The sequence below is a fragment of the Centipeda periodontii DSM 2778 genome (assembly GCF_000213975.1).
Classification (GTDB): Bacteria; Bacillota; Negativicutes; order Selenomonadales; family Selenomonadaceae; genus Centipeda; species Centipeda periodontii.
On the sequence record NZ_GL892076.1, the window covers coordinates 1,377,337 to 1,403,741 of the forward strand.

At 56.5% G+C, this 26,405-nt stretch carries 25 protein-coding genes, 1 tRNA gene and 1 pseudogene; 22 read left to right on the plus strand and 5 right to left on the minus strand.

Features of this window, described 5'->3' with window-relative positions; translation table 11 throughout:
* Positions 1-191 precede the first annotated feature (191 nt).
* Entirely contained in the window at positions 192-1,922 is a 1,731-nt protein-coding gene (locus HMPREF9081_RS06115; protein ID WP_006306198.1) for a sensor histidine kinase, read from the plus strand.
* Entirely contained in the window at positions 1,900-2,682 is a 783-nt protein-coding gene (locus HMPREF9081_RS06120; protein ID WP_006306199.1) for a response regulator transcription factor, read from the plus strand. The genes HMPREF9081_RS06115 and HMPREF9081_RS06120 overlap by 23 nt, the downstream gene beginning before the upstream one ends.
* Positions 2,683-2,756: 74 nt before the next feature.
* Here HMPREF9081_RS06120 and HMPREF9081_RS06125 read toward each other — a convergent pair whose 3' ends face one another.
* Entirely contained in the window at positions 2,757-3,101 is a 345-nt protein-coding gene (locus HMPREF9081_RS06125; RefSeq protein WP_006306200.1) for a cupin domain-containing protein, read from the minus strand.
* A 164-nt stretch (positions 3,102-3,265) separates the two neighbouring features.
* Positions 3,266-3,403: pseudogene (locus HMPREF9081_RS14460) on the minus strand (secretion protein HlyD); the annotation flags it as partial.
* Positions 3,404-3,484: 81 nt separating this feature from the next.
* On the opposite strand from HMPREF9081_RS14460, the gene HMPREF9081_RS06130 reads away from it, so the two are divergent.
* The 20 genes from HMPREF9081_RS06130 (at position 3,485) to HMPREF9081_RS14465 (ending at position 22,076) form a co-directional block, all read left to right on the plus strand.
* The gene (locus HMPREF9081_RS06130) at positions 3,485-3,841 is read left to right on the plus strand and encodes a hypothetical protein (RefSeq protein ID WP_040394670.1); all 357 of its coding nucleotides are present in this window, start codon (positions 3,485-3,487) and stop codon (positions 3,839-3,841) included.
* 69 nt (positions 3,842-3,910) lie between these two features.
* Positions 3,911-6,328: a replication restart helicase PriA gene (gene priA / locus HMPREF9081_RS06135; protein WP_006306202.1), complete on the plus strand. Its 2,418-nt coding sequence runs from the start codon at positions 3,911-3,913 to the stop codon at positions 6,326-6,328.
* Between the two features lie 123 nt (positions 6,329-6,451).
* Positions 6,452-7,315 carry a 4-(cytidine 5'-diphospho)-2-C-methyl-D-erythritol kinase gene (gene ispE / locus HMPREF9081_RS06140; protein ID WP_006306203.1) on the plus strand — a complete coding sequence of 288 codons (864 nt, stop codon included), beginning with the start codon at positions 6,452-6,454 and terminating at the stop codon, positions 7,313-7,315.
* 16 nt (positions 7,316-7,331) lie between these two features.
* On the plus strand, positions 7,332-8,063 hold the full coding sequence (locus tag HMPREF9081_RS06145; RefSeq protein WP_006306204.1) for a GntR family transcriptional regulator: 732 nt from the start codon (positions 7,332-7,334) through the stop codon (positions 8,061-8,063).
* 27 nt (positions 8,064-8,090) lie between these two features.
* Complete coding sequence (gene glmU / locus HMPREF9081_RS06150) at positions 8,091-9,455, plus strand: bifunctional UDP-N-acetylglucosamine diphosphorylase/glucosamine-1-phosphate N-acetyltransferase GlmU (RefSeq protein ID WP_006306205.1); 1,365 nt, start codon at positions 8,091-8,093, stop codon at positions 9,453-9,455.
* Positions 9,456-9,581: 126 nt separating this feature from the next.
* The gene (locus tag HMPREF9081_RS06155; protein ID WP_006306206.1) at positions 9,582-10,535 is read left to right on the plus strand and encodes a ribose-phosphate diphosphokinase; all 954 of its coding nucleotides are present in this window, start codon (positions 9,582-9,584) and stop codon (positions 10,533-10,535) included.
* A 117-nt stretch (positions 10,536-10,652) separates the two neighbouring features.
* The gene (locus tag HMPREF9081_RS06160) at positions 10,653-11,516 is read left to right on the plus strand and encodes an NAD(P)/FAD-dependent oxidoreductase (protein ID WP_006306207.1); all 864 of its coding nucleotides are present in this window, start codon (positions 10,653-10,655) and stop codon (positions 11,514-11,516) included.
* Positions 11,517-11,552: 36 nt separating this feature from the next.
* Positions 11,553-12,245 (plus strand): Crp/Fnr family transcriptional regulator, encoded by a 693-nt coding sequence (locus tag HMPREF9081_RS06165; protein ID WP_040394673.1) that lies wholly within the window; start codon positions 11,553-11,555, stop codon positions 12,243-12,245.
* 18 nt (positions 12,246-12,263) lie between these two features.
* On the plus strand, positions 12,264-12,962 hold the full coding sequence (locus tag HMPREF9081_RS06170; protein ID WP_006306209.1) for a hypothetical protein: 699 nt from the start codon (positions 12,264-12,266) through the stop codon (positions 12,960-12,962).
* Between the two features lie 35 nt (positions 12,963-12,997).
* Positions 12,998-13,072: transfer RNA gene (locus HMPREF9081_RS06175), tRNA-Arg, on the plus strand.
* Between the two features lie 180 nt (positions 13,073-13,252).
* Positions 13,253-15,928, plus strand: a complete 2,676-nt coding sequence (locus tag HMPREF9081_RS06180) for an acetate and sugar kinases/Hsc70/actin family protein (RefSeq protein WP_006306210.1) — start codon at positions 13,253-13,255, stop codon at positions 15,926-15,928.
* Positions 15,929-15,952: 24 nt separating this feature from the next.
* Positions 15,953-16,246, plus strand: a complete 294-nt coding sequence (locus tag HMPREF9081_RS06185; protein WP_006306211.1) for a late competence development ComFB family protein — start codon at positions 15,953-15,955, stop codon at positions 16,244-16,246.
* A gap of 326 nt (positions 16,247-16,572) precedes the next feature.
* A complete protein-coding gene (gene cysE / locus HMPREF9081_RS06190) occupies positions 16,573-17,295 on the plus strand; it encodes a serine O-acetyltransferase (RefSeq protein WP_006306212.1) in 723 nt (240 codons plus the stop codon).
* A 12-nt stretch (positions 17,296-17,307) separates the two neighbouring features.
* Positions 17,308-18,735, plus strand: a complete 1,428-nt coding sequence (gene cysS, locus HMPREF9081_RS06195) for a cysteine--tRNA ligase (protein WP_006306213.1) — start codon at positions 17,308-17,310, stop codon at positions 18,733-18,735.
* 6 nt (positions 18,736-18,741) lie between these two features.
* Positions 18,742-19,236, plus strand: coding sequence for a Mini-ribonuclease 3 (locus HMPREF9081_RS06200; RefSeq protein WP_006306214.1), 495 nt, complete (start codon positions 18,742-18,744; stop codon positions 19,234-19,236).
* Complete coding sequence (gene thyX, locus HMPREF9081_RS06205) at positions 19,226-19,864, plus strand: FAD-dependent thymidylate synthase (RefSeq protein ID WP_006306215.1); 639 nt, start codon at positions 19,226-19,228, stop codon at positions 19,862-19,864. Before HMPREF9081_RS06200 ends, thyX begins: the two co-directional genes overlap by 11 nt.
* Before the next feature lie 15 nt (positions 19,865-19,879).
* Positions 19,880-20,731, plus strand: a complete 852-nt coding sequence (gene rlmB / locus HMPREF9081_RS06210) for a 23S rRNA (guanosine(2251)-2'-O)-methyltransferase RlmB (protein WP_006306216.1) — start codon at positions 19,880-19,882, stop codon at positions 20,729-20,731.
* Positions 20,724-21,257 (plus strand): NYN domain-containing protein, encoded by a 534-nt coding sequence (locus tag HMPREF9081_RS06215; protein WP_006306217.1) that lies wholly within the window; start codon positions 20,724-20,726, stop codon positions 21,255-21,257. The genes rlmB and HMPREF9081_RS06215 overlap by 8 nt, the downstream gene beginning before the upstream one ends.
* A gap of 60 nt (positions 21,258-21,317) precedes the next feature.
* The gene (locus HMPREF9081_RS06220; RefSeq protein WP_006306218.1) at positions 21,318-21,704 is read left to right on the plus strand and encodes a PBECR2 nuclease fold domain-containing protein; all 387 of its coding nucleotides are present in this window, start codon (positions 21,318-21,320) and stop codon (positions 21,702-21,704) included.
* A 258-nt stretch (positions 21,705-21,962) separates the two neighbouring features.
* Complete coding sequence (locus HMPREF9081_RS14465) at positions 21,963-22,076, plus strand: secretion protein HlyD (protein ID WP_071778232.1); 114 nt, start codon at positions 21,963-21,965, stop codon at positions 22,074-22,076.
* A gap of 34 nt (positions 22,077-22,110) precedes the next feature.
* Here HMPREF9081_RS14465 and HMPREF9081_RS06225 read toward each other — a convergent pair whose 3' ends face one another.
* From HMPREF9081_RS06225 to trkA, 3 genes are read right to left on the minus strand one after another with little or no spacing between them, the layout of a single operon-like run.
* The gene (locus HMPREF9081_RS06225) at positions 22,111-23,559 is read right to left on the minus strand and encodes a TrkH family potassium uptake protein (RefSeq protein WP_006306220.1); all 1,449 of its coding nucleotides are present in this window, start codon (positions 23,557-23,559) and stop codon (positions 22,111-22,113) included.
* A 6-nt stretch (positions 23,560-23,565) separates the two neighbouring features.
* A complete protein-coding gene (locus HMPREF9081_RS06230) occupies positions 23,566-25,005 on the minus strand; it encodes a potassium transporter TrkG (protein ID WP_006306221.1) in 1,440 nt (479 codons plus the stop codon).
* Positions 25,005-26,354, minus strand: coding sequence for a Trk system potassium transporter TrkA (gene trkA, locus HMPREF9081_RS06235; RefSeq protein ID WP_040394677.1), 1,350 nt, complete (start codon positions 26,352-26,354; stop codon positions 25,005-25,007). The genes HMPREF9081_RS06230 and trkA overlap by 1 nt, the downstream gene beginning before the upstream one ends.
* Positions 26,355-26,405 lie beyond the last annotated feature (51 nt).

Here is a 26,405-nt window from a genome sequence, read left to right on the forward strand (position 1 = left end):
GGGGAAGCTAAGATGCCATAATTCTAGCCTTCCCCGTTTGACGGGGAAGGGGGACCGCGCAAGCGGTGGAAGGGGCACAAAGAAGGGGCGTTGTACGAAGTTTTAGCTTCGTGCAACAGCCCCATTTTGTATTTGGAAAAGATTTTGTTATAATGAATTGAAATTGACTGAATGAGCGGAAAGGAGGGACTATGCGGCGCTTTCAGGATGAAGTGCGCTCTGCACTCTTAAAATATGCACTCATACCGGGCTTTCTCATCGCCTTCATCTGCATCCTGCTTGCCGCCGTCTATTGGCAGCGGAATGTGGCGGCGCGCACGGAGGAGGAAGCGCGGATCGCGGGCGAAATCTTTACGGAACTGACGCATGACTATGAGTCGCGTGCGGCTGTGATCGCGATGCATGGCATCGGGGGCCTCTATGCGAATGGGGAAGGGCGCCGTGTATTCTTTGAAAATTTATATGCAGAGCTGAATTTACACGGCGAGCTCCCGCGTTTTTATCTCCTCGATCAGGAGCGCCGCGTCCTCTTTCAGACGCGCTCCGATGTCCCTGCATATCTTGCACTGCCGACCGCGCGTTGGGGTGTTTTTTCACGCATGGAGGAACAGGCGGGCAGTGTGCAGGAGTTTGTCCCGCAGAATGAACGTGAGTGGGACTACGTTGTCGGTCAGGCAATCCGCGCACCGCAGACGAGCGGGCAGACAACTGCGGAAACAGAGGGGTATGCAGTCTTTGTCCTATCCGTACGCGAGCTTGAGAAACGACTCCAGACCGGAGAGAAGATGCACTTCGTCATCGCCGACCGCGAGGGACGTGCGCCGTTTTCCACGATGACAATCTTTCGCGATGCAGTCTTTCATAAGGTCGTGCCGAAACTCGTGAACGCGCATGGATTGATCGAGTTGGACGGGCAGCAGTTCTATGTGGCGCAGGAATCCGTGCTTGACGGGGCGTTCATCGTCTACGCCATTCTGCCTGTCGGCAACCGCATTGCCCAGTTTGCGACGGGGGCGGCGATCCTCTTCGCCGTGCTCCTCCTCATGGTGCCGCTCATCTTCTTTCGCGTGCGCCGCGATATGGCGGAGAAGACACGTGCGATGGATGAAATCGTCGAGGCGTTCCGCGCCGTACGGCATGGAGAATTGGATCGTGAACTAGCCATTCGTACGGGCAATGAATTCGAGGAGATCGCGGGCGAGTACAACCGCATGGTACGAAGTCTTGTTCGCCTGATGCAGGAAAATGAAGAAAAGGCGCGTGCAAGCGTAATTTCTGAATTGCGGCAGCTTGAGTCGCAGTTCAACCCGCATTTTCTCTTCAACACACTTGAGAACATCAAATTTATGACGAAACTTGAGCCGGATGCGGCGGTTCGCATGATTACGGCACTCTCCGCACTCCTGCGCTACAGCATTGACAATCGCGTGCAACGTGTGAGGCTCGCAGAGGACATTCGCCACCTCGGCAGCTACATTGAGATCCAGCGCCAGCGTTTCGGTGCGCGTCTCATCTATCGGCAGGAGATCGCCGAGGAGGCGATGCACTGCCTCGTGCCGAAGCTTTTGCTGCAGCCCATCGTGGAGAACGCCATCCACTATGGGGCGAATGCGGAGGGCGAGATTCATATATTCACGTGCGTTGCGATTGATGATGGGCAGCTGCACATCGTGATTGAGGATGCGGGTACGGGGATGGCGGAGGAAACGCTGCAGCATCTGCGTACGATGATGCAGCGCGGTGAGAACTGCTCTGTGCACACAGGGGTATACAATATACATCGGCGTATTCAGCTGCTTTTTGGAATGGAATACGGGATGCAGATTGAACGGCGCGCGGAGGGCGGGATGCGCGTAACGATGGTTTTACCCGTAACGATGGGGAAGGGGGCTGAGGGAGATGCTGCGCATTCTGATTGTTGAGGATGAGGAGATCATTCGGCGGGGGCTGCTCTCCACGATCGACTGGGCGGGGATGGACTGCTGCGTTGTCGGGGATGCACCCGACGGCAGGGCAGGACTCGAACTCCTGCGCAGGGAGCGTCCCGACGTTGTGCTGACGGATATCCGCATGCCGTGCATGGACGGCATCGAGATGGCAGAGCGTGCATGGACGGAGGGAATTCTGCCGCAGCTCGTTTTTCTCACGAGCTATGCGGAGTTTGATTACGCGCAGAAGGCTCTTCGTCTGCATGCGGCGGACTATCTGTTGAAACCCGTCGATGAGGCGGAGCTTGCCGCACTCATGCGAAGATTGGCAAAAGAGAGCGCATCACCGGGGGCGGAACCCGTTGTGGAGGGCGTTGATTGGCGGCGCTATTTTGCGGACGATGGGCTCAATCCCTATGTGCTGCACGCAATGAAGCGGATTCAGCAAGATTATCGTGAGAAGCTGAGCATTGAAGTGCTTGCCGAAGAGGCAGGTGTGAGTGCGAGCTACCTCAGCCGCAAATTCAAGGAAGCGACGGGGCAGACCTTCCTCGAACTTCTGACGCGCACACGTCTGCAGAACGCCATCCTGCAGCTTTCCTCGGGAAAATATCGCGTCTACGAGGTCGCGGAGGAAAACGGCTTTGGCGACTACAAGAATTTCTGTACGGTCTTCAAGAAATATATGAAGTGTTCGCCGCGCATTTTTTTGCAGCAGGAAAAGGGGGCTGCACTGCGGCGGGAGGATGAATAGGAAAGCAAAACACCCGTGGCTCTTCTGCCACGGGTGTTGATATCAGGGAGAAATGTATCGTATTGGCGTATATATTACGCCTCGGGGAATGCGACGACGAGCATCATTTTGAATGGTGTTTCCTTCGCCGCATAGACCGAGTGCGGGTGATTTGCAGGCATGACGATGCTCTCACAGGCCTTGAGCGTATAGGTTTCATCGTCAATCTTGATGACGCCCTCACCGTCGAGCGCCGTGACGAGCGCATCGCCCTTCGACTCATGTGTGCTGATGCCCTCGCCCTTGGCAAAGGCGAAGAGTGTGACACCGAGCCCCTTGTTCTGGACGAGCGTCTTGCTGACGACCTGTCCCTCTACGTATGCGACCTGCTCCTTGAGCAGAAGTGCCTGTTGATGCGGAATATTGTTCAGGATTGCCATAGCTGTTCCTCCTCTGTGTGCTTTAACTCTTTCTGTGCATAGCATACATGGAATCCATCAAAAAAACTGTGACTTGAGCCACAAATTATGAGAAAAACAGATAGGGGGTGAAAATCAAAAATTTTTTCAGTTGTCAAACCTCGTGTATTGCCCTATAATATCCACTAGATTGTTTTAGGAAGCACTGATAAATTCAGCCGCGCCATCTTGACGCATCTTTTTTGCCCGAACTTTGTCGGCAAATCCTCCACATAGCCCTTGCTATGCGTCCGGTTTGCCTCCTTGTTCGGACGAAAAAATCTACGCCAATTTGACGGACTTCATTTTATCAGCGATTCCTTTATAAATTCGAATATTTGAGAACTGAGCGGAGGCGGATGGATATGGCAGCGGATCGCGACTATGTGATCGAACGGGTACACAGACTGAGTGAGGCGCCGATGACCTATGAGGGGCTCAAGGAAAAGGCAGATGCCTTCCTCGGTGCAGTGGACACGGCGGAGGAGAAATCTGCGTTTCGGGCACTCATCGAGGAGATCAAGAGCGATGTGCTGACGATTGATCAGGTTATCAGCTTCACAGAGTCGCCAGACGGCATTGCTCTGTTCGGCGCGCAGAGAGCAGGAGAGTATAATGCTGCGGCAAAGCAGGCGAAGGAGCAGGGAGAAGATACCTGCATATGTCCCGCATGTCAGGCATGCAAGGAAATTCTTGCGAATCAGGCGGCGATTGCCTCATAGTAATGTATGGAAAGGAGCTGTTGCACGAAATGTTTCGTGTGACGGCTTTTTTAATGAGAAAGTGAACATATGACCGTTGCGGATGTCTATATCAATATTCCAGTCAAGAGCATCGCGCAGGAGTTCACCTATGTTCTACCGGAACATCTCGCACGGGTCGACGCAGGATGGCGCGTGTTCGTGCCGTTTGGCAACGTGCGCAAGGAGGGATTCATCACACGCGTGCGTCCCTATGACGCCGCGCGGGACGGAGGACATCGTCTGCGGGAGATCATCGAGGCGGTGGATGAGGAGGCGTGGTTTTCGCCCGAGCTCCTTGCTGCTGCGCAGGAGCTCGCAGCGTTCTATCTCTGTTCGCCGGCGGAGATCATGCGGCTCTTTATGCCGGGTAAGAGCGGATTGCGCATCTTTCCCGTCTATGCAGCGGCGGAGGATGCAGATCCGGCACACCCCATCCTTGCGGATGGGAACATGAACGCCGTCTATCGATATCTGTGCAAGAGCGGCAGCCAACGGATGGCGGAGCTGCGTCGTGCACTTCCTGCCATGTTGGTGGAGGCGTGTATAGAAAAACTCCTGCGCTACCATCTCATACGCAAGGAGTATCGCGCCGATAAGCGTGACAAGGCGCGCTATGAAAAGTTCTACACGGCGGGCACGGTCACGGATGAAGCGCTCGCAGGGCTTACCAAGAAACGTGCACAGGCGCGGGCGCTTGCACTCTTTCGCGTGCGGAACGAATACACGCGCGGCGAACTCGACGCACAGGACGTTTCGCTCGCGACCATCAAGAATCTCGTTGCAGCAGGATATTTGACGGAGCACATGCGCCGTAAACTGCGTTCCAGCTATACTGCGGGGACGGCAGAAAAAAGTGCAGAGGATCTGACGGAGGCACAGGCGGCTGTGGTTACGGCTGTGCAGGCGGGGCTTGCAGGCGGCGGCTTTCATGGGTATCTGCTCCACGGTGTGACGGGTAGCGGCAAGACGCGCGTCTACATCGAGACGGCGCGTGTCGTGCGTGCGGAGGGGCGGCAGGTCGTTGTGCTCGTGCCGGAGATCGCTCTCACCGGACAGCTCATCACGGCGTTTCAAGAAGTGTTCACGGACGACATCGTCGTTTTTCACAGTCAGCTCTCGCACGCGGAGCGGAATGATTCGATCTTTCGTGTGCGGCGTGGGGAGGCGGGCATCATCATCGGAGCGCGTTCGGCGCTCTTCACACCTGCTGAGAATGTCGGTGCCATCATTCTCGACGAAGAGCAGGATATGTCCTACAAGCAGGATGAGTCACCGCGCTATCATGCACGCGTGGTCGCGGAGGTTCTGGCGCGGCGGTATGGGGCGATCCTCGTGCTCGGCAGCGCAACTCCATCGCTTGAGTCCTATGCGCGCGCGTGTGCGGGGGAGCTGACACTCCTCCGGATGCCGGATCGCATCGGCAGTCAGCCGCTACCAGAGGTGCGTGCCGTCGATATGCGCGAGGAGCTGCGGCACGGACAGCGTACGGTCATCTCGCTCCCCCTGCGTGAGCTCCTCACGGAGACCCTTGCACGCCATGAGCAGGCGATCATCATGCTGAATCGACGCGGCTATTCGACCTTCATCATGTGTCGTTCCTGCGGCGCGGTCATGACCTGCACGCAGTGTTCGATGCCGCTCGTCTACCACGTAAACGGGGAGCTCCTTTGCCATCACTGCGATCTGCGCGCCCCCGTACCCGAGACCTGTCCGCAGTGCGGGAGCCGCTACATCAAATACTTCGGCTCAGGTACGGAAAAGCTCGAAGAGGAACTCGGGCAATTGCTTCCCGCAGCACGCATCGTACGCATGGATCGTGACACGACAGGACGCAAGCTTGCGCATGAGGAGATTCTGACGAAGTTTCGCAGGCGTGATTTCGACATCCTGCTCGGCACGCAAATGGTCGCAAAGGGACATGATCTCCCGGGTGTGCAGTCGGTCGGCATCATCAGCGCCGACGCGAGTCTCAATCTGCCGGACTTTCGTGCGGCAGAACGCTGCTTCATGCTCATCACGCAGACGGCAGGACGTGCGGGGCGGCACGGTGGCGCGCGCGGGGAGGTCATCGTACAGACCTATAACCCTGCGCACTATGCCGTGTGCGCTGCCATGCGGCAGGACTACGAGGCGTTTGCAGAGCAGGAGCTTGCGCTGCGCCGTGAACTCTTCTATCCACCGTTCAGCCGCCTTGTAAAGCTGCTCTTTCACGATCCGAACCGCGATCGCGCATGGAACGAGGCAAATACTTTTGCTGCATCCTTTCAAGATACATTTGCGGGGCGTGCGGGCTGTATGGTGATCGGACCATCGCCCGCCCTGATCGAAAAGGAACGCGGCGCTTATCGTTTCATCGTACTCATTAAGACCGATGCGCTTGCGGACGTACGAGTGTTTCTGCGGAATCAGGGGATTCATCTGCGCGATGATATTGCAATCGACATTGATCCCGTCGCAATTTTTTGAGAAATAATAAAAAAACCTATTGAATATAATTGCAAATCCTGTTAATCTGAGAACAGAAGGAAAGAGTGATGACATGCAAGGCAGCATACATCTTTTTCCAAGAAAATGGAGGAATGACTTCCTATGGTAACGATTCTCGGGCGGGCGAAAATCAATCTGACGCTCGACATTCTGGGGCTTCGGGATGACGGCTATCACGAGATCGCGACTGTCATGCAGTCCCTTGCGCTCGCCGACACGCTTACGCTGACGCGGCAGGAGGAGGGAATCACGCTGACCGTGGATCTGCCGGGACTGGAGGCAGATGAGCGCAATCTCGCCCATCGTGCGGCGGCACTCGTCATGAAAGAGTGCGGTGTTCGCGGCGGTGTCCATATCGACATTGCAAAGCGTATCCCTGTCGCTGCGGGGCTTGCGGGAGGCAGTGCCGATGCGGCAGCGACCCTGCGCGGGATGAATGAACTCTATGGACTTGGACGATCGGACGCGGAACTCTGTGCGCTGGGTGCACAGATCGGTTCTGACATTCCCTTTTCCCTCATGGGCGGTACCATTTTTGCGACGGGACGCGGTGAGATTATGCGGCGGCTTACGGACTTTCCGGAGATGCCCGTTGTGCTCGCAAAGCCGCCCTTTGCCGTGTCGACTCCATGGGCATACCGCAGCTATGATGCGAATCCGCCGGAGGAGCATCCGGACAATGCAGCGTTCTTGGATGCGATTGCCGCAGGCGATACAGCTGCCTGTATTCGCCTTGCCGGCAATGTGCTCGAACCTGTGACGGAGGCGGCACATCCCGTAATCGGTGACTATCGCGCACGAATGTATGCGTGTGGGGCACTTTGCGCGATGATGTCGGGCAGCGGGCCGACCGTATTCGGACTCTTTGCGGATGTGCAGACGGCGCGTGCAGCGGCAGAGGAGTTCCGCAGCGCAACCGACGCTGCGGTGCATTTGACGCAAACAGCAGGCAGATACGGGAAGTAAGACAGAGGGAATTTGTATGCAAGGAAAACTATCGCCAGTCGTTGTGAACAGTTATCAGCCGCTTCGTGAAATTGTCTGTGAGGTACTGCGTGATGCTATCCGTGGCGGAGTGTTAAAACCGGGAGAGTGGCTGAAGGAGAACGATCTCGCGGACGAACTGCTCGTCAGTCGTACACCTGTACGCGAGGCAATCCGAAAGCTTGAGCAGGAGGGCTATGTCGTCACCGTTCCGCGGCGCGGTGCCTACGTTGCGAGTGTATCCATCCGTGACATCAATGAGATCTTTGAGATTCGTTCAGCGCTTGAGGCACTCGCCTGTGAGCTCGCTGCAGAGCGTATTACCGATGAGGAGCAGGAGCGGCTTGAACGTCTCCTCGTTGCCATTGGACGTGCCATTGAGGAGCGTGATATGGACCGTATCGTGCAGACGGATATCGAGTTTCACGAACTCCTCTACCAAGCTGCACGCAATGAGCGCCTGCTTGCGATCATCGGCAATCTACGGGAACAACTCACACGTTTTCGTACGATTTCCATGTCTTATCCGGGACGCCTAAAGGCGACACTCGAAGAACATCGCGCCATTGTGGATGCGATTGGCTCGGGTGATGCTCGCCATGCACGCAAGGTCGGTGCAAAGCACATGGAAAATTCGGAACAGACATTGCTTTACGCCATTGAGGAGCAGGAAAAAAAGACAGGAACGACCATTATAAAACATAAGAAAAATAAGGAAAGTGCAAAGTAGACATTTCCGGAGAATGGGAGGAGCATAATGTTGGATTTTGTTACGGTTATATTGGCAGCGGGCAAGGGGACGCGCATGAAGTCAAAGCTGCCGAAAGTCCTGCACCATGCGGCAGGAAAGTCCATGTTGCAGCATGTCATCGATGCGGCGAACGCGGCAGGTGCGCGGCGCAACATCGTTGTGACGGGCTTTGGCGGTGAAGTGGTTCGCGCCGCGATTGGGGACAGCGTTGAGTATGTTGAGCAGCGCGAGCAGCTCGGCACAGGGCATGCAGTCCTGCAGACGAAGGATCTGCTTGCGGGCGAGCACGGGACGATCATGGTGCTCTGCGGGGATACGCCGCTTCTGACTGCAGAGCTTCTGGCGCGTTTTCACGAGGAGCATGTGAATGCGGGCGCAAAGGCGACGGTGCTCACAGCGATCATGCCAAACGCAAAGGGCTACGGGCGCATTGTTCGCCGAGAGAGCGGCGAGGTTCTGAAAATCGTCGAGCACAAGGATGCGAGCCCCGAGGAACGCGAGATCCATGAGGTTAATGCCGGAATTTACTGCTTTGATGCGCAGGCGCTCTTTTCGGCGCTTGCAAAGGTGACAAACGACAATGCGCAGGGGGAGTATTATCTTCCCGATGTTCTCAGCATTCTGCGCGATGCGGGTGAAAAAATCTGGGCAGTCGTTGCAGATAACTACGAGAGCACACTCGGCATCAACTCGCGCAGTCAGCTCGCCGTCGCAGAACGTATTCTGCGTCGCCGCAAGGTCGAGGAACTGATGGCGGACGGCGTGACAATCATAGATCCGCATACGACATTCATCGACGCGGAGGTGCGCGTCGGTATGGACACCATCATCTATCCCTTTACATTCTTAGAGGGGGTCACGGTGATTGGCGAGGATTGCCGCATCGGACCGAATGTACGTTTTCAGGACATGGTCATCGGCGACGGGGTCAAGGCACACTATGTCTATGCCCATGATGCCGAGATCGAAAACGGAACAGATCTCGGACAGTTCAACCACATTCGTCCGGACAGCCACATTGGCGCCGGCGTAAAGATGGGAAATTTCGTCGAGGTCAAGAACTCCAACATCGGCGCGGGATCGAAGCTGCCCCATCTCTCCTACATCGGGGACTGTGATCTCGGCGCGAACGTCAACATGGGCTGCGGTACGATCACGGTCAACTATGACGGGAAGAAGAAATTCCGTACGGTCATCGAGGACAATGCCTTTGTCGGCTGCAACTCGAACCTTGTCGCGCCTGTCACGGTGGGTGAGGGTGCCTATATTGCGGCGGGCTCCACCATCACGCGTAATGTCCCGGCGGGTATGCTTTCCGTTGCGCGCGCGCGTCAGAAGGAGATCGAAGGCTGGGCTGATAAACGAAAATGAGATTCGTGCATAGTTCTGAACACTGTGAAAAAGCAGAGACAACGCTCTTCCCAAAATAAACGGTGCGTGTTATACTATAAATAGATTTGTGTGTTGACGCATCTGGCTTTTAGGAGGAACAGAGCAATGAGTTTTCCGACCGACAACGTGTGCATCCTGACGGGGAATGCAAATCCCCAATTGGCGAAGGATATTGCTGAACGTATCGGCATCCCTCTCTGCGAGGCATTCGTTGGACAATTCAACAACGGTGAAATTCAGGTGATGATCGAAGAGAGCATTCGCGGAAAGGACATCTTCATCATTCAGTCGACGAGCTTTCCCGTGAACGACAATCTCATGGAGCTGCTGATTCTCACGGATGCGTGCAAGCGGGCGTCCGCACACAGTATTACGGCGGTCGTTCCGTACTATGCCTATGCACGTCAGGATCGCAAGACGCGCGGGCGCGAGCCGATTTCGGCAAAACTCGTTGCCAACCTCATGACGACGGCGGGGGTTACCCGCGTTGTCACTGTCGATCTCCATGCAGGGCAGATTCAGGGGTTTTTTGATATCCCCGTGGATCATCTTGCCGCTGCTCCCGTACTTGCCAATTACTTCCGCGAGCAGGAGATCGAGGACCTCGTTGTGGTTTCGCCGGATCTCGGCGGCGTCACACGCGCACGGATCATGGCAGACTTCCTCCATGCGCCGATCGCCATCATTGAGAAGCGTCGCCCCTGCCCCGGATGTGCAGAGGTCATGAACCTCATCGGTGAGGTCGAGGGCAAGACAGCCCTCCTCATCGATGACATTGTCGATACGGCAGGTTCGCTCTGCGAGGGGGCAAAGGCACTTAAGGAACGCGGAGCCAAGCGTGTGCTCGCTGCGTGCTCGCATGCCATTCTGAGCGATCCCGCGATCGAACGGCTTAGTGCCTCTGTGATCGATCAGCTTGTCATTACCGACTCGATTCCGCTTTCACCGGAGAAGCAGTCCGATAAACTCGTCACACTCTCTCTCGCACAGTCCCTCGCAGATGTCATTGTGCGTATTCAAAGCCATCGTTCGGTGAGCCTGCTCTTTAACCATCATTGATCAAGCAAGGGAATCGCTGATAAATGGCGCTGAATTTATCAGTGCTTTCCAAGTTCCCCGCAGACAGAGAAAGAGGCGTCGAAGGGACGCCTCTTTTTTCATACATTAGGAGTATCTATGCACGTCATCATCATCGGTTCCGGTCCCGCAGGCGTCTCCGCCGCACTCTATGCTCGGCGCGGCGGTGCCGACGTGACCGTCATCACCAAGGAATCGGGTGCGCTTGCAGCCGCTGAGTGGATTGAGAACTACTACGGCTTTGCTGAACCGATTTCAGGTGCAGAGCTGGAGCGGCGCGGTATCGCGGGAGCACAGCGGCTTGGTGTCCGTTTCGAAACGGATGAGGCGATGGCGATTCTCCCTGTGGACGATGGACATGGATTTCGGGTCGAGGGCGTGCAAAAAGATTACAATGGGGATGCGGTTATCCTTGCAGCAGGAGCTCCGCGCAAGACGCTCTCCATACAGGGGCTTAGGGAATTTGAGGGGCGCGGTGTCAGTTTCTGCGCGATCTGTGATGCATTCTTCTATCGCGGCAAACGCGTTGCGGTCATCGGTGCGGGTGACTATGCTCTGCATGAGGCAGAGATCCTACGTCCGCATGTGGAACATCTCACCATCCTGACGAATGGCGAGAAGACACACGTCATGGTTCCGGATGGCGCTACGGTGGAGCAGCGCCCGCTTGCGCGCGTTGAGGGTACGCGTCGTGTGGAGCGAATCGTCTTTGATGATGGCGCACAGATGGCAGTGGACGGTATCTTTATGGCGGTCGGCACAGCAGGAAGTTCAGAGCTTGCGCGGAAACTCGGTGTATTGCTTAACAATGATAAAATTATCGTGAGTGCGCAGATGGAGACAAATGTGCTAGGAGTCTACGCTGCGGGGGACTGCACGGGAGGGCTCCTACAGATTGCCAAGGCGGTCTATGAAGGAGCAGTGGCAGGCCTTTCTGCTGTGCGTGATCTGCGCGAACAGTAAAGGGAATAGGGGGATAGAAAAAGGGGGGGGATGGATATGTCGGTACATGATTTGGAAGGCTGTCAATTTCGAGATTACATCGAACAGTTTGATCTATGGAATGCACTGACTGACGCACAACGGGAAGATTTGATTACCCACACGCGCTATAGTCACTTTACAAAAGGAGAATTTCTTCATCGCGGCTCACTCGCACGTGCGGGAACACTTCACATCATATCCGGCTCCCTGCGCGTCTATATCCTCTCTGAGGAAGGGCGTGAGTTCACGCTCTACTTCCTGCGTGACGGAGAGATCGCCCTCCTTGCGAGCACTGCATTCCTCGGGACGATCTCATGTGATATCTCGATCGAGGCAGCAAAGGACACCGCACTCTTTATCTCGGATACGGAGGTTGTGCGCGGCATCCTCGACGCGAATATCCCCGTGCGTGCGCGTGCATATGAGTATGCGGTCGTGCGTCTTTCGGAAATGCTGTGGAAGTTTCAACAGATGCTCTTCACATCTGCAGATCGACGACTTGCGAAATTTCTGCTCACAGAGTCCGCGCGCATGCAGGGAGATGAGATCCGACTGACCCACGAGGAAACCGCGCAGTACCTTGGTACGGCGCGCGAGGTGGTCAGCCGTCTCATCCGCGAGTTCAGTCAAGAGGGGCTGGTGCAGACCTCTCGGGGGCGCATTCATATACTCGATCGTGCGGCGCTCAAAGAACGTGCAGGAATCTGAATATATTCGGAGGAGTTTATGCTGATCTATGTACTGATGGTCGGTGTCATTCTGCTGCTCATCATTCTGTTTCGCTATCTTCCACGCCGTGTCTTTCTGATCTTTGTCACCCTGCTCGCAGTGCTCAGCGGGATCGTTTTTCGGATACAGACGGCAGAGCGTGCACCGGAGCCTCTGACCATCGAGGAGCGTGCGACCATTGCGCGTGATCAGGAATTATTTACGCCATGGTGGGGGACATATCAGAAGCAGATCGCGGAATTGGATCGCAACTGGACGCGCTATCATCAGATCCTCACGGATGCCAAGGAGGGGGAGAGCAATCTGGCGATCACCTATGCACGTCTCGTCGATCTCGAACGGGACACACAGGATCTGCGTACGGACATCGAAAAAAATGCTCCACCGACGGAGCTCTCGAACCGTGTCTACGATCCGATCGCGGTCATCGTGCGCAAGACGAATGACTATGCGGCAGCAGAACAGAAGGCGATTACACTCACGCGTGCCGCAGCAGACCCCGCGACCATGCGGGAGCAGAATCCAGCCGAACAGGCACGGCTGTTGGAACTTGTCATGCTGCGCGAGTCGCCGGTCGCTCTCTTTATCAGCGATGAGGTTGGTATCATTCGCCGCTACTTCGCTCCCATTTCGCCGGTGCATGAGGAGAGTGCGGCTAAGGCAGAGAAGAACGATGAAAAAGCACTCGACAAATAGCATCTTTTAAGCTATAATGCGGATTATGCTTTTATGCGCTCGTAGTCCAGTGGATAGGACGTTAGCCTCCGGAGCTGAAAGCGTGGGTTCGACTCCCGCCGAGCGCACCATTTCGATCGAATGCCCTGTGAATTTTTCGTAGGGCTTTTTTCGTACGTGAAAATATGAAAAAGGATTTTGATTGACTGTGAAGAATATTTAGCGTAAGGGGATCATTGCGTGGGAATCACTTGATAAAATGAAGTTTGTCAGTTTATCAGCGTTTCCCCTGTTCGATAGGAGATGAATGAATGGCGCGAAAAGAGATGCAGGCAGCGGTACGTCCGGTGCTTATGCGCAGCTTACATTTGAAAAAGGATGCATTTCGGCAGTTCTTTTACGAGAGCTCGTTTTGCTTTGGACAGCAGATAGGAAGGGATATTGCTGCGCTCAAGGATGAGACCGCTTCCATTGTCAATAAGAAGTATATGTTCTCGCTCGCTACGGAGAAGAGCGGTGCACAGAGCTTTTTGAAGTGGATCGCAGACGAGTTCAATGCGGAGGATGTTTCACATGAGCAGGAGGAGCGGCTGCGCCGTTTCGTTGCGGAGTATCCGAAGATTCGCTCCTACATCCGCATTGAGGAGGATCAGCTGCTCTTCGATCATGAACGCTTTGCCGAGGATGTTGTTGCCGGGCGTTTCAAAGAGACGATCTTTGGCATGACCTTTGACATCCAGGGCGTGATCGAGACGGCGATCAACACCGGTTCCGTGGCGCTGGACTTCTCCATTGAACCGTTTAAAAAGCAGCTTCTCTATGCCGATCACGTACGTGCAAACATTCAGCCCTATGCAGAGCGCCTCCTGACGGATATGAGCTTGGGGCACTGGGATCTCTATGAGGAGCTGACGGAGGAGGGGCGTGAGGACAGCGTGTGCCTGCGACTGCCGTCGACGGATTTCCTCGTTGCCCGCCCACCGCAGCTGGACGTTATCATGAACGGCACCTGCGCCATCGACTTCGGTACGCGCAGCACCGTTGTTGTCTGCCGTGATCGTGAGGCGCGTCTTCTGCGCATCGGCAAGGGAGACTACGAGAACGAACCGACGATTCAGGACTACGAGAACCCGACGGCGATCGAGCTGATCGACATCGAAAAGTTCAAGCAACTTTACCGCGCGCGAGAGGGGCGCCCCTATACAGAGTGGGCGCAGGTCACTGCGTCCCATCAGGCGGCGGATGCGATCTTCGAGCGGCAGTCCACGGAGGGCATTGCTGTCTATTACTCCGTGTTCAGCGAGCTCAAGCGCTGGACGCGCGACACGGCGAACTCGCCGATTCTAAAAGACCGACGCGGCTACATTCAGGAGGTCAAGCCGTACGCGGAGACGCAGCCCCTCGATGCAGGCGGCTTCGATCCGATCGAGATCTACGCGTACTATCTCGGCCTCTACATCAACAACATGCACCGCAACATCTACCTCGACTACATCCTGTCCTTCCCCGTGGGCTATGAGAAGAACTTGCGTGAACACATCCGCATGAGCTTTGAACGCGGTCTCAGAAAGACGCTGCCGAAGGCACTGCTCGATGATCCGGAGATGATGCGACGGTTCCGTGTGTACGATGGTGCGAACGAGCCGGCAGCGTATGCAATCAGCGCACTTGAGGCGTATGGGCTCGAGCCGAAGCGCGTGGGCGAGGAGGTCGCCTATGGCGTATTTGACTTTGGCGGCGGCACGACAGACTTTGACTTCGGAGTGGAATATGTGCCGGAGAACGGGCGGCGGAAGTTTGTCATCGAGCAGTTCGGCTTTGGCAGCGACATGTATCTCGGCGGCGAAAACATCCTTGAGCTGCTTGCCTATGATGTGTTCAAGGACAATCTTGCGGAGATGCGCCTGCACAAGATCACCTTTGCCCTGCCGCCCGAGAGCGAGACGTTCGCGGGTGCGGAGGCTCTTGTGCGTGAGACACGCGATGCGGCATCGCATCTGAACAATAAGATCCTTGCCGAGCGCCTGCGTCCCTTCTGGGAGCGCCGTGAGGGCTATGAGGAGTTCGCGGCGGGAGACAGCTTCGATACAAAGATCACCTTGTTCTCCTCGGAAAAGACAGGAAATGCAGGCAACCGTGCAGAAATCCGTCTGCACATCGACGTGCGAAAGCTCGAACGTACGCTTGAGGATCGCATTCGGCGCGGCGTCGAGAACTTCTTCCAGGCGATGGCTGCGGCGTTCAAGGGACGCAATGTGCGTCAGGTGCACATCTTCCTTGCCGGCAACTCGTGCAAGGCGCCCATGGTACGCAAGCTCTTCGATGAGTATATCGCGCGTCAGATCAATACCATGCACCAGATGACTCCCGAACGTCCCACGGACAAGCCCGATGTTGCCGGAGGGAAGAAGCCGGAGAATCCAACAAAGGGATTGACCATGCAGCAGCGCAAGGATGCGCCTTTCGTCCTCTATCTCCCGCTCGGTATGGAGAATGAAGAGAAGGAGCGAAAAATTCTCCATGACGGATTCGATCGCCTGCGTACGGGCAAGACGGGCGTGGCGTTTGGACTCCTGCGCTGCCGCAAGGGCGGGAAGGATGTCAAGATCATCAACAAGAACGTGGATGAGCATGATGAGCTCCTCTTCCCGTACTTCCTCGGCAGTCTGAACGAGCGTGGCTGCTTTAAGGTGGACATCGACGCGCACGTCGACTATGGCGTGTGGACGTACTTCACCTATGCGGATGAGGATGAGTTTGAGCTCTACTATACACAGGAGCCGCGTGCACTGAAGGGGCATATGAAGGCGGCTGAGGTGCGTATGGTGCGCTGTATGATCGATGCAGATGACGTGAATGATGATGATGAGGTCGGTGTCTATATCCGCAAGCGCTCGCCGAATACGATTGAATACACCGTCGCTTCGGAAAAGAGCCTTGAGGAAAAGAGCTGCAAAGGGACGATCTACACCGTTCGCCTCGGCTGACCGTCATCGGAAAGGAGCGCTGTGATGCCATACCTGCCGTTTAAGAACTACATGGAGGATGCTGTAGAACGAATGCTGGATCGGCTGGCTCCGCAGTATCCCGAGATCTGTATGTGCGATCGTTGTCGTACGGATATGATGATGATTGCGCTGAACAATTTGCCGCCGCGCTACGTTTCCACGCATAAGGGCGCCGTGCTCCTCCGCGTTGAGGGCATGGAGATCCAATATGAGGTGGAGGTGATGACCGAAACCATGCGCGCGATGCAGATTGTCGGCAGTCAGCCGCATCATGGCCGCAACGAAGAGGGACTGTAACTCTTGTGTCAACGAAAACACCCGCAGATAAAAAAATTTGTCTAGCGGGTGTTTTTTTGTTACAATAAAGAAGAAATCAAAGGAATCGCTGATAAAATGAAGTCTGTCAGATTGGTGCGGATTTTTTGTCCTGCCAAGGAGACAAACCGGACGCATAGCAAAGGCTATGTGGAGGATTTGTCGACACAGGCAGGGCGAAAACAGATGCATCAAGATGGCAGTGCTGAATTTATCAGTGCTTCCCAAAGGCGATCTGCGCGTCGGCGTCTCTGAAGAGGCGCAGGCGCATTTCTTTTGTTGCTGTGTACTGTGGAGAGGAAGCTGTTATGTTCGCGAGGATCAAACGTGATATTCGCGTTATCTTTGAGCGTGACCCTGCGGCGCGGAGCACGATCGAGGTCTTGCTCTGTTACGGCGGTCTGCATGCCATCTGGCTTCATCGTATATCGCACGCACTCTATGTGCGCGGCTGGGTGCTCCTCCCGCGCCTGATCTCCAACTTCGGACGATTTCTGACGGGCATTGAGATCCACCCCGGGGCAAAGATCGGCGAGGGGCTCTTCATCGACCACGGCACGGGCATTGTCATCGGCGAGACAGCGGAGCTTGGCAAAAATGTTACGCTCTATCAGGGCGTGACACTCGGCGGCACGGGCAAGGAGAAGGGCAAGCGCCATCCGACACTCGGCAGCAATGTCGTTGTCGCCTCGGGCGCGAAGGTGCTCGGCTCGTTCACCGTGGGCGACCATGCGAAAATCGGCGCAGGCTCTGTCGTGCTGAAGCCCGTGCCGGCACATGCGACCGTCGTCGGCATCCCGGGGCGGATTGTCATGATGAACGGACAGCGCGTTCGTACGGAGGAGGATTTTCTCAGAGCACGGGAACTTTCGCTTGAATGCGAGGAGAGCGCGGAGGAGATCGCAAGCGAGCTGGATGTCGATCTTGATCACGACATGCTGCCCGATCCCGAGGCGGAGATAATCGAGCAGATGCGGCAGGAGATCGAGGTGCTGAAAGCGCGCCTCTCCGAACTGGAAGAACGAAAATAGAGGAGAGTTATCATGCTTACCGTATACAATACAATGACGCGAAAAAAGGAAGCGTTTCATCCGCTGCATGCGGGCGAAGTCAGCATCTACTGTTGCGGCGTGACGCCGTACAACGATCCGCACATCGGGAACGCGCGCCCCTTTGTCACATGGGATGTCATCCGCCGCTATCTTGCACGCAAAGGGTACAAGGTACGCTATATCCAGAACTTTACGGATGTGGACGATAAGATCATCCATGCCGCGAATCGCGAAGGCGTGACGTGGAAGGAGATCTCTGATCGCTACATCGCCGCATATTTCAAGGCGATGGACGCGCTCAATGTACGCCGTGCCGATGTGTTCCCGCGCGTCTCCGAGACGATGGAGGACATCATCCGCATGATCGAGACACTGATTGCGCGCGGCTATGCGTATGTGACGGAGGCGGGCGATGTCTACTATCGCGTGGAGGCGTTCGCGCATTACGGTCGCCTCAGTGGGCGCAGCCTCGATGATATGGAGGCAGGTGCGCGCGTCGAGGTCAACGAAACGAAGGAGCACCCGATGGACTTCGCCCTCTGGAAGGCGGCAAAGCCCGGTGAACCCTCATGGGAGAGCCCGTGGGGGCAGGGGCGTCCCGGCTGGCACATCGAGTGCTCGGCGATGTCCGTGAAATACCTCGGTGATGCCTTCGACTTCCACGGCGGCGGCAACGACCTCATCTTCCCGCACCACGAGAATGAGATTGCGCAGGCGGAGCCGTGCATTGACGGCGATGAGAAATTTGCGCGCTATTGGTTGCACAACGGCTTTATTACGATCGACAACGAGAAGATGTCGAAGTCGAAGAACAACTTCTTTACGGTCAAGGACATCCTCAAGGAATTCCCGGGCGAGGTCATCCGCTTCTTCATCCTCCAGACCCACTACCGCAGCCCGCTCGACTTCAGTGACGAGCGTCTGCATGAGGCGCAGACGGCACTGGATCGTCTTCGGAATGCGAACACGGTCATTGCAGAGCTCTCACAGCGCGAGGGGACATCGGACACGGCGGCAGAGCTGGCGGTGCAGGCTGAGACATTCCTGCGTGACTTCGACGCAGCAATGGACGACGATTTCAACACGGCGCTTGCGATCAGCCAGATGTTCGGACTTGCGAAGGAGATCAACCGCTACCATCAGGAGATCGAGCGCGGCGTTGCATTCGATGCGGCAAACTTTAAGAAGGCGGCGGATGACTATCACGCGATGGCGGCGATCATCGGCATCTTTGAGCAGGAGGAGACGCAGGCAGACGATGGGCTTGCCGATGCCCTCATGGAGCTCATCATTGGCATTCGTCAGGAGGCGCGTGCAGCGAAGAACTGGGCGGTCGCGGACAGGATTCGCGACGGGCTCAAGGAGGCGGGCGTCATTATCGAGGATACGCCGACGGGCGTACGCTGGAAAAGGGCTTGAGCGCACATGAAGTTTGAACGCTTTCAGCATCTCGTGCGCATGATGTTCCTGCCCGATGCAGCGGGTAATATCCGCACACGCTATGAGCATGTGGATGCGACGCATATACATCCGCTCGTTCTCGCCTATGTGGGTGACGCCTACTTTCACCTCTACGTGCGCATGCGCCTCCTCTCCTACGAACAGGCACAGGTGCAGGCACTTCATTCGTTCAGTGCGCAGATCGTTTCGGCACTCTGGCAGGCGCATGCCTATCGCGCCATTTCGGATATGCTCACGGAGGAGGAGCAGACGATCTATCGGCGCGCGCGCAATACAAAGAGCCACGCACCGCGCAGCGCGTCCGTCGCGGACTATCATACGAGCACGGGCTTCGAGGCGCTGCTCGGGAGCCTTTACATACGTAAGGAGCACGAGCGCCTTGAGGAGATCGCGGAGGCGGCATTTCAGATCATCGCCAAAGAGATGATGAATCAGCAGGAGCAAACGCATGGAAATTAAACTGATTGCAAAGACACCGAACTATCTAAAGACATGCTGGACGGCGGCACGGACATGCTACAGTGCGGACTCGCCGATCGAACTTCTTGCACAGGAAAAGACGGATGAAGAGATGTTGCGCCTCCTCGAACGCATCATGACGAGCAAGCATCTTTCGGTGGTGGAGCACTGCACCATGACCTTCGCTGTCAAGGATGTTTCGCGCACGCTGCTCGCGCAGTACAGCCGCCACCGCATCGGCGTTTCACTGAGCGTGCAGAGCCAGCGCTACGTTTCCGAGCAGTCCGCGAAGCAGACGGACGGACTCTTCGGTCACGTCGTCCCGCAGACGATCGCCGACAACAATGAAGCCTATGTACGTTATATGGCGTGCATGCGCGAGATTCAGGCGGCGTATGACGACCTGCTCGCGATGGGCGTTGCAAAGCAGGATGCGCGTTTTGTCCTGCCGGGCGGTGCGTGTACGAATTTCGTCACGACACTCAACCTGCGCTCCTTTATGGATGTGTATGAGAAACGCGTACGGACACCCGGTGCACAGTGGGAGATCAAGGAGATGATGCTCCGCATGCGTGATCTCATTGTTGCCGAGGAATCATGGCTTGAGCGCTTTATCCCGCGCGGATGATGTAGGGGGCGCGCAATGAAAGCGAAAGAACAGCGCACGGAAAAGCGCAGAGAAAAACACGCTGAGAAGAACCTTGCAAAACATGCGGAAGCGCGCACAGCAGAACAGCCCGCCCATATTCTTGCCGGACGCCACGCGATTGTCGAGGCAATCAAGGCGGGGCGCGGCATCAACCGCATCCTGCTCGCGGACGGACTGCACGGAAACTCCGTGCATGAGCTGCGCGATCTTGCGCGCGAGCACGGCATTACGGTAGATGTTGTGGGGCGTGCAAAGCTGGACGCCGCCGTGCCCGAGGGCGTGCGTCATCAGGGGGCACTTGCCTACGTCGCGCCCGTCGCCTATGTCGCTGTCGAGGAGATTATCGCGTCGGCGCGGGAGCGCGGCGAGGATCCTCTGCTGCTCCTCTTGGACGGCATCGAGGATCCGCAAAACCTAGGTGCTCTCCTCCGAACGGCGGACGCCGCGGGCGTGCACGGCATTCTCCTGCCGCGACGTCACAGTGTACCGCTCACGGAGACCGTCGCGCGCGTCTCGGCGGGAGCACTCGAATACGTACCCGTCGCGCGCATCGGCAACATTGCGCAGACCATGCGCGCGCTGAAGGAGCAGGGCTTTTGGATTGCAGGCACGGATATGGCGGGCGAGGAGATGTATGACCGTGCAAACCTCACGGGTGCGCTCGTGCTCGTGATCGGCAGCGAGGGGCGCGGCATGAGCCGCCTCACGCGCGACCTCTGCGACTTCACCGTGCGCCTGCCGATGCACGGAAAGATCAACTCGCTCAACGCCTCGGTCGCGGGTGCAATCCTCATGTACGAAGCATTGCGCCAGCGCACGGCAAAGGCTGCGGTGCAGCATGGCTAGGCAGCGCGAGAGCGAGTACTACCTCATCGACGGCTACAACGTTATCAACGCATGGCCGGAGCTCATGCGCCTGCGCAGCAATCTCGACGAGGCGCGTGATGTCCTCGTCCACATCCTCACAGAGTACGGTGCCTTCGAGAACTACGAGATGACCGTCGTGTTCGATGCGTTTTTTACCGAGGACGAGGAGCACGAGCTGCAGATCACGGATCGGATGAAGGTCATTTACACGGGGGCGGGGGAGACGGCGGACAGCTGTATCGAGCGCCTTGCCTATACGGCGGTGCGCGCGGGACGCGAGGTGCATGTCGTTACCTCCGACGGCGCGGAGCAGAGCGTCATCCTCGGCGCGGGCGCCTACCGCATCACCTCGCCCGAGCTGCGCCGCTCCGTGAAAAAGGCGAAGAAGCTGATGAAGGCGGAGTACATGAATCCGCACATTCAGCCGCTTGCGCGCAGCGAACTGCACGAGCGAATCGACAGCGACACACTCGCACGCCTTGAAGAACTGCGGCGGAGAAAATAGAAATGCAGAAAACGATCATCACAATGATGTAATGGGCAAAACTCTATCTGGAGGCACCTTGTGATACATGCCATTTGCAAAATAGACCTTGCCCTATATCGTGTTGTAGCTCCTGATGTTGCCACCGATGATGTTATTATTACAAGTGAGCGAATCGAGCATATTCGCGCAAGGCATCCAAGTGATTTCGATGACTATAGGAAGTATTTTGCAGAGATTCTGCAGAAGCCGGACTATATTTTGGAGAGTAAACCGTATACGGCAGAGGTGCTGAAAGAGATTTCGCATAACGGGAAGAAATGCAAGTTGATTTTACGGTTGCAGACCAGCAAGGATCCGGAAGGACGCAAGAATGCAATCATCACGTTCTTACACATACGTGACAGCGAGTGGAGGCGACTTCTTCGCAATAAGAAAATCCTTTACAAAAGAGAGGGAGAAGTATAAAATAAAGATGTATTAATAGTAATTTGAGGTGGGAGATTTCGTCCAGCCCACACGCCGATGGCACGACAGGGGAAACCCGAGTAGATGCAGGAGAACTGGACGCCTGCCAAATTACTATTATCGGAGAGCCGCCCGGCAACGGGCGGCTTTTTGCTGGCGAATTGTCAAGTCAAGTGCAACTTTTTCTTCTTGAGTTTACAATCTAAGGAACCACTGATAAAATGAAGTCCGTCAGATTGGCGCAGATTTTTTCGTCCGATTGAGGCAGCAAACCGGACGCATAGCCAAAGCTATGTGGAGGATTTGCTAACGAAAAGCGGACAAAAAAGATGTGCTAAGATGGCGGTGCTGAATTTATCAGTGATTCCCTAAGTGCAACAACCCCCGGAAATTTTGTGCGCCGTTATTACCACCGCTTCGTCTTGCGCCAGAACGAGGGGCGCAGGAGGATCAGCAGGGTGAATATTTCAAGGCGGCCGAGCAGCATGGAGATACAGAGCACCGCCTTTACAAAGTCGGAGAGCGGCGCATAGGTGGAGGTCGCGCTTACGATGCCAAACGCGGGGCCGATGTTGCCGATGGTTGTGATGGCGACGGCGATCGCGTCGAACGGGAGCAGACCGTCCATCGTGAGGAGGAACGCGGTCACGAAGATGATCGCGAAGTAGAGGAAGAAGAACGTCCCTACGCGCAGGAGCATCGCACTGTCCACATGTGCGCCGCCAAGCGAGATGTCGACAACGCGATACGGGTTCAGCTTCTGGAGGATGACAGCGCGTGCATTGCGTACGAGAAGGATGATGCGCGCAACTTTGATGCCGCTTGCCGTCGATCCTGCACAGCCGCCGATCGCCATGAGGAGGAGCAGGAGGAGTTTCGAGAATGTCGGCCACGTTTCAAAGTCTGCCGATACAAAGCCTGTCGTGGAGAGCGATGTCACCTGAAATATGACGAAGCGTACAGCTGTCGCGAAATCCATCCCCATCTCAATGATGAGGTTGAGAGCGACGAGCAGCATGGCAACGAGGATCATGCAGAGATAGGTGCGGAACTCCGTATTCCGCAGAATGACGGACGGGCCCTTGACCCACGCACGGTAGTAGAGGGAGAAGCTGCCGCCTGCAAGGAACATGAAGAGGGCAGTCCACAGTTCGAACGGCAGACTGTGAAAGTGCATTGTGCTGTCGTCGTATGTCGAAAAACCGCACGTTCCAATCGTCGACATTGCGTGTGTGAGGGCGATGCTGAAGTCCACGCCGCAGAGCATGAAGATCGCTGTTGTAAACGTCGTAAATATGAGGTAAATCTTGAAGAGTGCCATCGTCATATCGCGCAGGCGCGGCATGACGCGATCCATCGTCGGGCCCGCCCCCTCGGCGTTATACATATAGATGGTACTTGCGCCGGACTGCGGCAGGAGCGCGATAAAGATCACGATGATACCGAGGCCCCCAATCCACGCCGTCATCATGCGCCAGAAGAGGAGGCTGTAGGGGAGGGAGCCGAGCGAGGCAAAGACCGTTGCCCCCGTTCCCGTGAAACCGGAGATGCTTTCAAAGAGCGCGTCGAGAAAGCCGAGATAATTGCCGAGCAGGTAGGGGAGCATACCGAGAAACGTCCCCGTGAACCAACCGAACGCCGTGATGGCGATGCCCTCGCGCGCCGTCAGCTCCTCGGCAGGCTTTCCGTAGCGGCGGAAGCCGACGCCGACAAATGCGCTGACGAGTACGGACAGCGTGAACGCCTCACGGGTCGGCTCGTCGCCTGCGACTGCAAGAATGAGCGGGATCACAAGCGCCGCCGCCATTGCGAATGAGAGGCGCGAGAGAATGTAGTTGACGGTGTAGATATTCATAGCGTTCTACCACCTGTGTCCCGTGTCTTCGAGGAGGGAGCCGATGAAGAGAAAGAAAGCAAAGATCTCGATGCGCCCGAGGATCATGAGGAGAGCGCAGAGGAGCTTCGTCCAGATGGGCAGGCTCGTGACCGTATCCAGATCTGCGAGCGAGGCGACGCCGCCCGTTGTCGTCAGGCAGGAGACCGTCAGAGTGATCGTTTCGATGGGGCTGAGTCCGGCGAGGGCGATGAAAAGGCTGCTGATGGAAAAGACCGTCGCGGAGATGAATGCAAGCACGAGAATGCGCCCCGCAGAGTGCAGAGGTACAATTCCACCGCCCTGCCGCACGGCAAACACCATGCGCGGATGCAGTGTCCGCAGCAGTTCCGTCCACGAAAGTGAGATGAGGACGAGCACGCGCGATATGCGGAAACCGCCCGCCGAAGAACCCATGCAGCCGCCGATGACGGCGAGCAGGATGAGCAGCAGTTCGGAGCCACTATGAAACGAGATTTCCTCCTGCAACATGAGCCCGTTCGTCGAAAGAAAGGAAATGGCGTAGAAGAAACCGTAGCTGACGGCACGCGCAATCGTCTGCGTACCGTGTAATATGGGCAGAATTGAAAGCAATGTTCCCGCACAGAGAAAGAGCGCGAAAAAGGAGCGCAGCTCCATATGCTGTGTGAGTTCGGTGTTCGACCTGCGGTGCAGCATCTGCCAGAGTGTGAGGAGCGGCAGCGCCGAGAGCAGGGCGACGAGACCGCTGCCCAGCATGAGCAGCGGAGTGGGAGGAAGTCCGCCGGTAACCGGACCCGCGCCCGAGGAGATGGTAAAGAGCGCGAGGATGAGCGCGGGAAAAATCTCATCGCCCGCCGCGAGGTAGATGATGACAGCGATGACTGTGATTGCAATGTAGATCAGTGTCATCTCGCACATGGGGCGCATCATTCGGTTCCAGAGCGGACTGAAGAGTCGTTCCTGCCGTACGGTGAAGTCAACGCCGAAACAGCCGCTCACGACGGGCAGCACCGATACGAGGATTACGATGAAGAGTAGACCACCGAACCAGCTCATCAGTGCACGCCAAAGGATGAGTGAGGGCGGAAGCGTCTCGTTGAGCGCCGTCATGCCCGTTGTCGTGAGCGCGGAGATGCACTCGAAGAACGTGTCCACGGGCGAGAGGTGCAGCCCCGCCAGATGAAACGGCAGCATGCCGAGCACAGCGAGCAGGAACCAGACGGAAAGGAGGAAGAGCGTCCCCTCCTCGACCGAGAGCTGACGCATATGGCTGCGCCCCATATTGCCGAACACCATGCCGAGGATCGCGGTCAGAACGCCGAGCGCGAGAAACGATCCCGCAAGCGGATCGCCGAGCACAAAGCCATAGCCGAACGGGATGAGGTAGATCGGCGCAAAGACATATGCCGTACGTCCCATGAGCACCCAGAACAAATCGAAACGCATCAGTCGTCTCCAAAATAGGCAAGCGCCTTTTTCGCGAAACTCTTAAGGACGAAAAGGATCACGCGGTCACCCGGCAGGAGCTCCGTCATGCCGTTCGGGATCGCTGCCTCCTCGTTGCGTACATAGGCACAGACGAGGCATTCACGCGGGAGATTCGCATTCATCAATTTCTTTCCGACAACGGAAGCGCCGGAACTGACAATCACCTCGAGCGCCTCCGCACGGGCTCCCTCAAGGAGAGTCACGCGCGTCACATCGCCGCCGCGCGCGTAGGCAAGCACCTCGCTCGCCGAGAGCAAACGCGCCGAAAGCGCGATGTTGACGCCGACCTTCTCCATGAGATCGATGTACTCATTGCGGTCGACGCGCACGACCGTCTTGATCTTATTGTCCGAGAGGTGGCGCGCGAGGAGGGCAAGCATCAGGTTCAGCTTGTCATCCTCCGTCAGGCAGACGATGACATCCGCCTCTGCGACACCCTCCTCCGTCAGCAGGTCGATGTCTGTGCCGTCCCCGCAGATCGCGAGTCCCGCCGTCAGCTTTTCCGCGAGCAACTCGCAGCGTTCGCGGTCCCGGTCGATGACCTTTACCTGCACGCCCTGCTGTTCGAGGAGGAGAGCGAGCCCACGCCCCGTTCGTCCTGCGCCGATGATGGCGGCACGTTTCAATTTGTGCGTGTCGCTCGGTACGAGGCTCTGACTGAACTCTTCGATGCGGTCGGGCAGACCGATGAAGTAGGCATTGTCCCCGGGGAGGAACATATCGTCGCCGTGCGGGATAATCATGCGGTGATCACGGAAGATCAGCCCTGCGAGCACGCCGTGCGGGAGTTTCAGCTCCTTGAGCGGCTTGCGAGCGATGACCGAGCGGCGGCGGATGCGCGTCTCGAAGAGGCGCACCTTACCCTGCGCGAAATCCTCCACGTTGAGCGCGGCGGGCGTCATGAGGATGCGGTTGATTTCATTTGCCGTGATGAGCTCCGGATTGAGTACAAGGTCGATATCAAAATTTTCCTTGAGGTATCTGCCTGCCTCCACGGTAAAGCCCATGTCGCGGATGCGTGCAATCGTATGCGTGATGCCGTGCTTCTTTGCGAGCACACAGGCGACAATGTTCACCTCGTCGCTGTCTGTGACGGCGATGAGGATGTCCGCGCTCCTGATATCGGGATCGTTCATCGTGAGCGGGCTGGCGATATTCGCCTCGATCGTCAGCACGTCGAGCGTCGTCTTTGCCGCCTCGAGCTGGCTTTCCTCGCCGTCCACCACGACGACATCCATGCCCTCCTCTGAGAGCAGCGCGGCAATGCTGTAGCCAAGCCTCCCCGCTCCCGCAATTACGATACGCACAATGATTCCCTCCTGCGTCTGATAAATATAAAGAAGTATATCATAGATTGC

Bases quoted from the DNA above. Each gene is read 5' to 3' on its own strand.
- HMPREF9081_RS06115 (WP_006306198.1), top strand. From the start codon at position 192: ATGCGGCGCTTTCAGGATGAAGTGCGCTCTGCACTCTTAAAATATGCA.
- HMPREF9081_RS06120 (WP_006306199.1), top strand. From the start codon at position 1,900: ATGCTGCGCATTCTGATTGTTGAGGATGAGGAGATCATTCGGCGGGGG.
- HMPREF9081_RS06125 (WP_006306200.1), bottom strand. From the start codon at position 3,101: ATGGCAATCCTGAACAATATTCCGCATCAACAGGCACTTCTGCTCAAG.
- HMPREF9081_RS06130 (WP_040394670.1), top strand. From the start codon at position 3,485: ATGGCAGCGGATCGCGACTATGTGATCGAACGGGTACACAGACTGAGT.
- priA (WP_006306202.1), top strand. From the start codon at position 3,911: ATGACCGTTGCGGATGTCTATATCAATATTCCAGTCAAGAGCATCGCG.
- ispE (WP_006306203.1), top strand. From the start codon at position 6,452: ATGGTAACGATTCTCGGGCGGGCGAAAATCAATCTGACGCTCGACATT.
- HMPREF9081_RS06145 (WP_006306204.1), top strand. From the start codon at position 7,332: ATGCAAGGAAAACTATCGCCAGTCGTTGTGAACAGTTATCAGCCGCTT.
- glmU (WP_006306205.1), top strand. From the start codon at position 8,091: ATGTTGGATTTTGTTACGGTTATATTGGCAGCGGGCAAGGGGACGCGC.
- HMPREF9081_RS06155 (WP_006306206.1), top strand. From the start codon at position 9,582: ATGAGTTTTCCGACCGACAACGTGTGCATCCTGACGGGGAATGCAAAT.
- HMPREF9081_RS06160 (WP_006306207.1), top strand. From the start codon at position 10,653: ATGCACGTCATCATCATCGGTTCCGGTCCCGCAGGCGTCTCCGCCGCA.
- HMPREF9081_RS06165 (WP_040394673.1), top strand. From the start codon at position 11,553: ATGTCGGTACATGATTTGGAAGGCTGTCAATTTCGAGATTACATCGAA.
- HMPREF9081_RS06170 (WP_006306209.1), top strand. From the start codon at position 12,264: ATGCTGATCTATGTACTGATGGTCGGTGTCATTCTGCTGCTCATCATT.
- HMPREF9081_RS06180 (WP_006306210.1), top strand. From the start codon at position 13,253: ATGGCGCGAAAAGAGATGCAGGCAGCGGTACGTCCGGTGCTTATGCGC.
- HMPREF9081_RS06185 (WP_006306211.1), top strand. From the start codon at position 15,953: ATGCCATACCTGCCGTTTAAGAACTACATGGAGGATGCTGTAGAACGA.
- cysE (WP_006306212.1), top strand. From the start codon at position 16,573: ATGTTCGCGAGGATCAAACGTGATATTCGCGTTATCTTTGAGCGTGAC.
- cysS (WP_006306213.1), top strand. From the start codon at position 17,308: ATGCTTACCGTATACAATACAATGACGCGAAAAAAGGAAGCGTTTCAT.
- HMPREF9081_RS06200 (WP_006306214.1), top strand. From the start codon at position 18,742: ATGAAGTTTGAACGCTTTCAGCATCTCGTGCGCATGATGTTCCTGCCC.
- thyX (WP_006306215.1), top strand. From the start codon at position 19,226: ATGGAAATTAAACTGATTGCAAAGACACCGAACTATCTAAAGACATGC.
- rlmB (WP_006306216.1), top strand. From the start codon at position 19,880: ATGAAAGCGAAAGAACAGCGCACGGAAAAGCGCAGAGAAAAACACGCT.
- HMPREF9081_RS06215 (WP_006306217.1), top strand. From the start codon at position 20,724: ATGGCTAGGCAGCGCGAGAGCGAGTACTACCTCATCGACGGCTACAAC.
- HMPREF9081_RS06225 (WP_006306220.1), bottom strand. From the start codon at position 23,559: ATGAATATCTACACCGTCAACTACATTCTCTCGCGCCTCTCATTCGCA.
- HMPREF9081_RS06230 (WP_006306221.1), bottom strand. From the start codon at position 25,005: ATGCGTTTCGATTTGTTCTGGGTGCTCATGGGACGTACGGCATATGTC.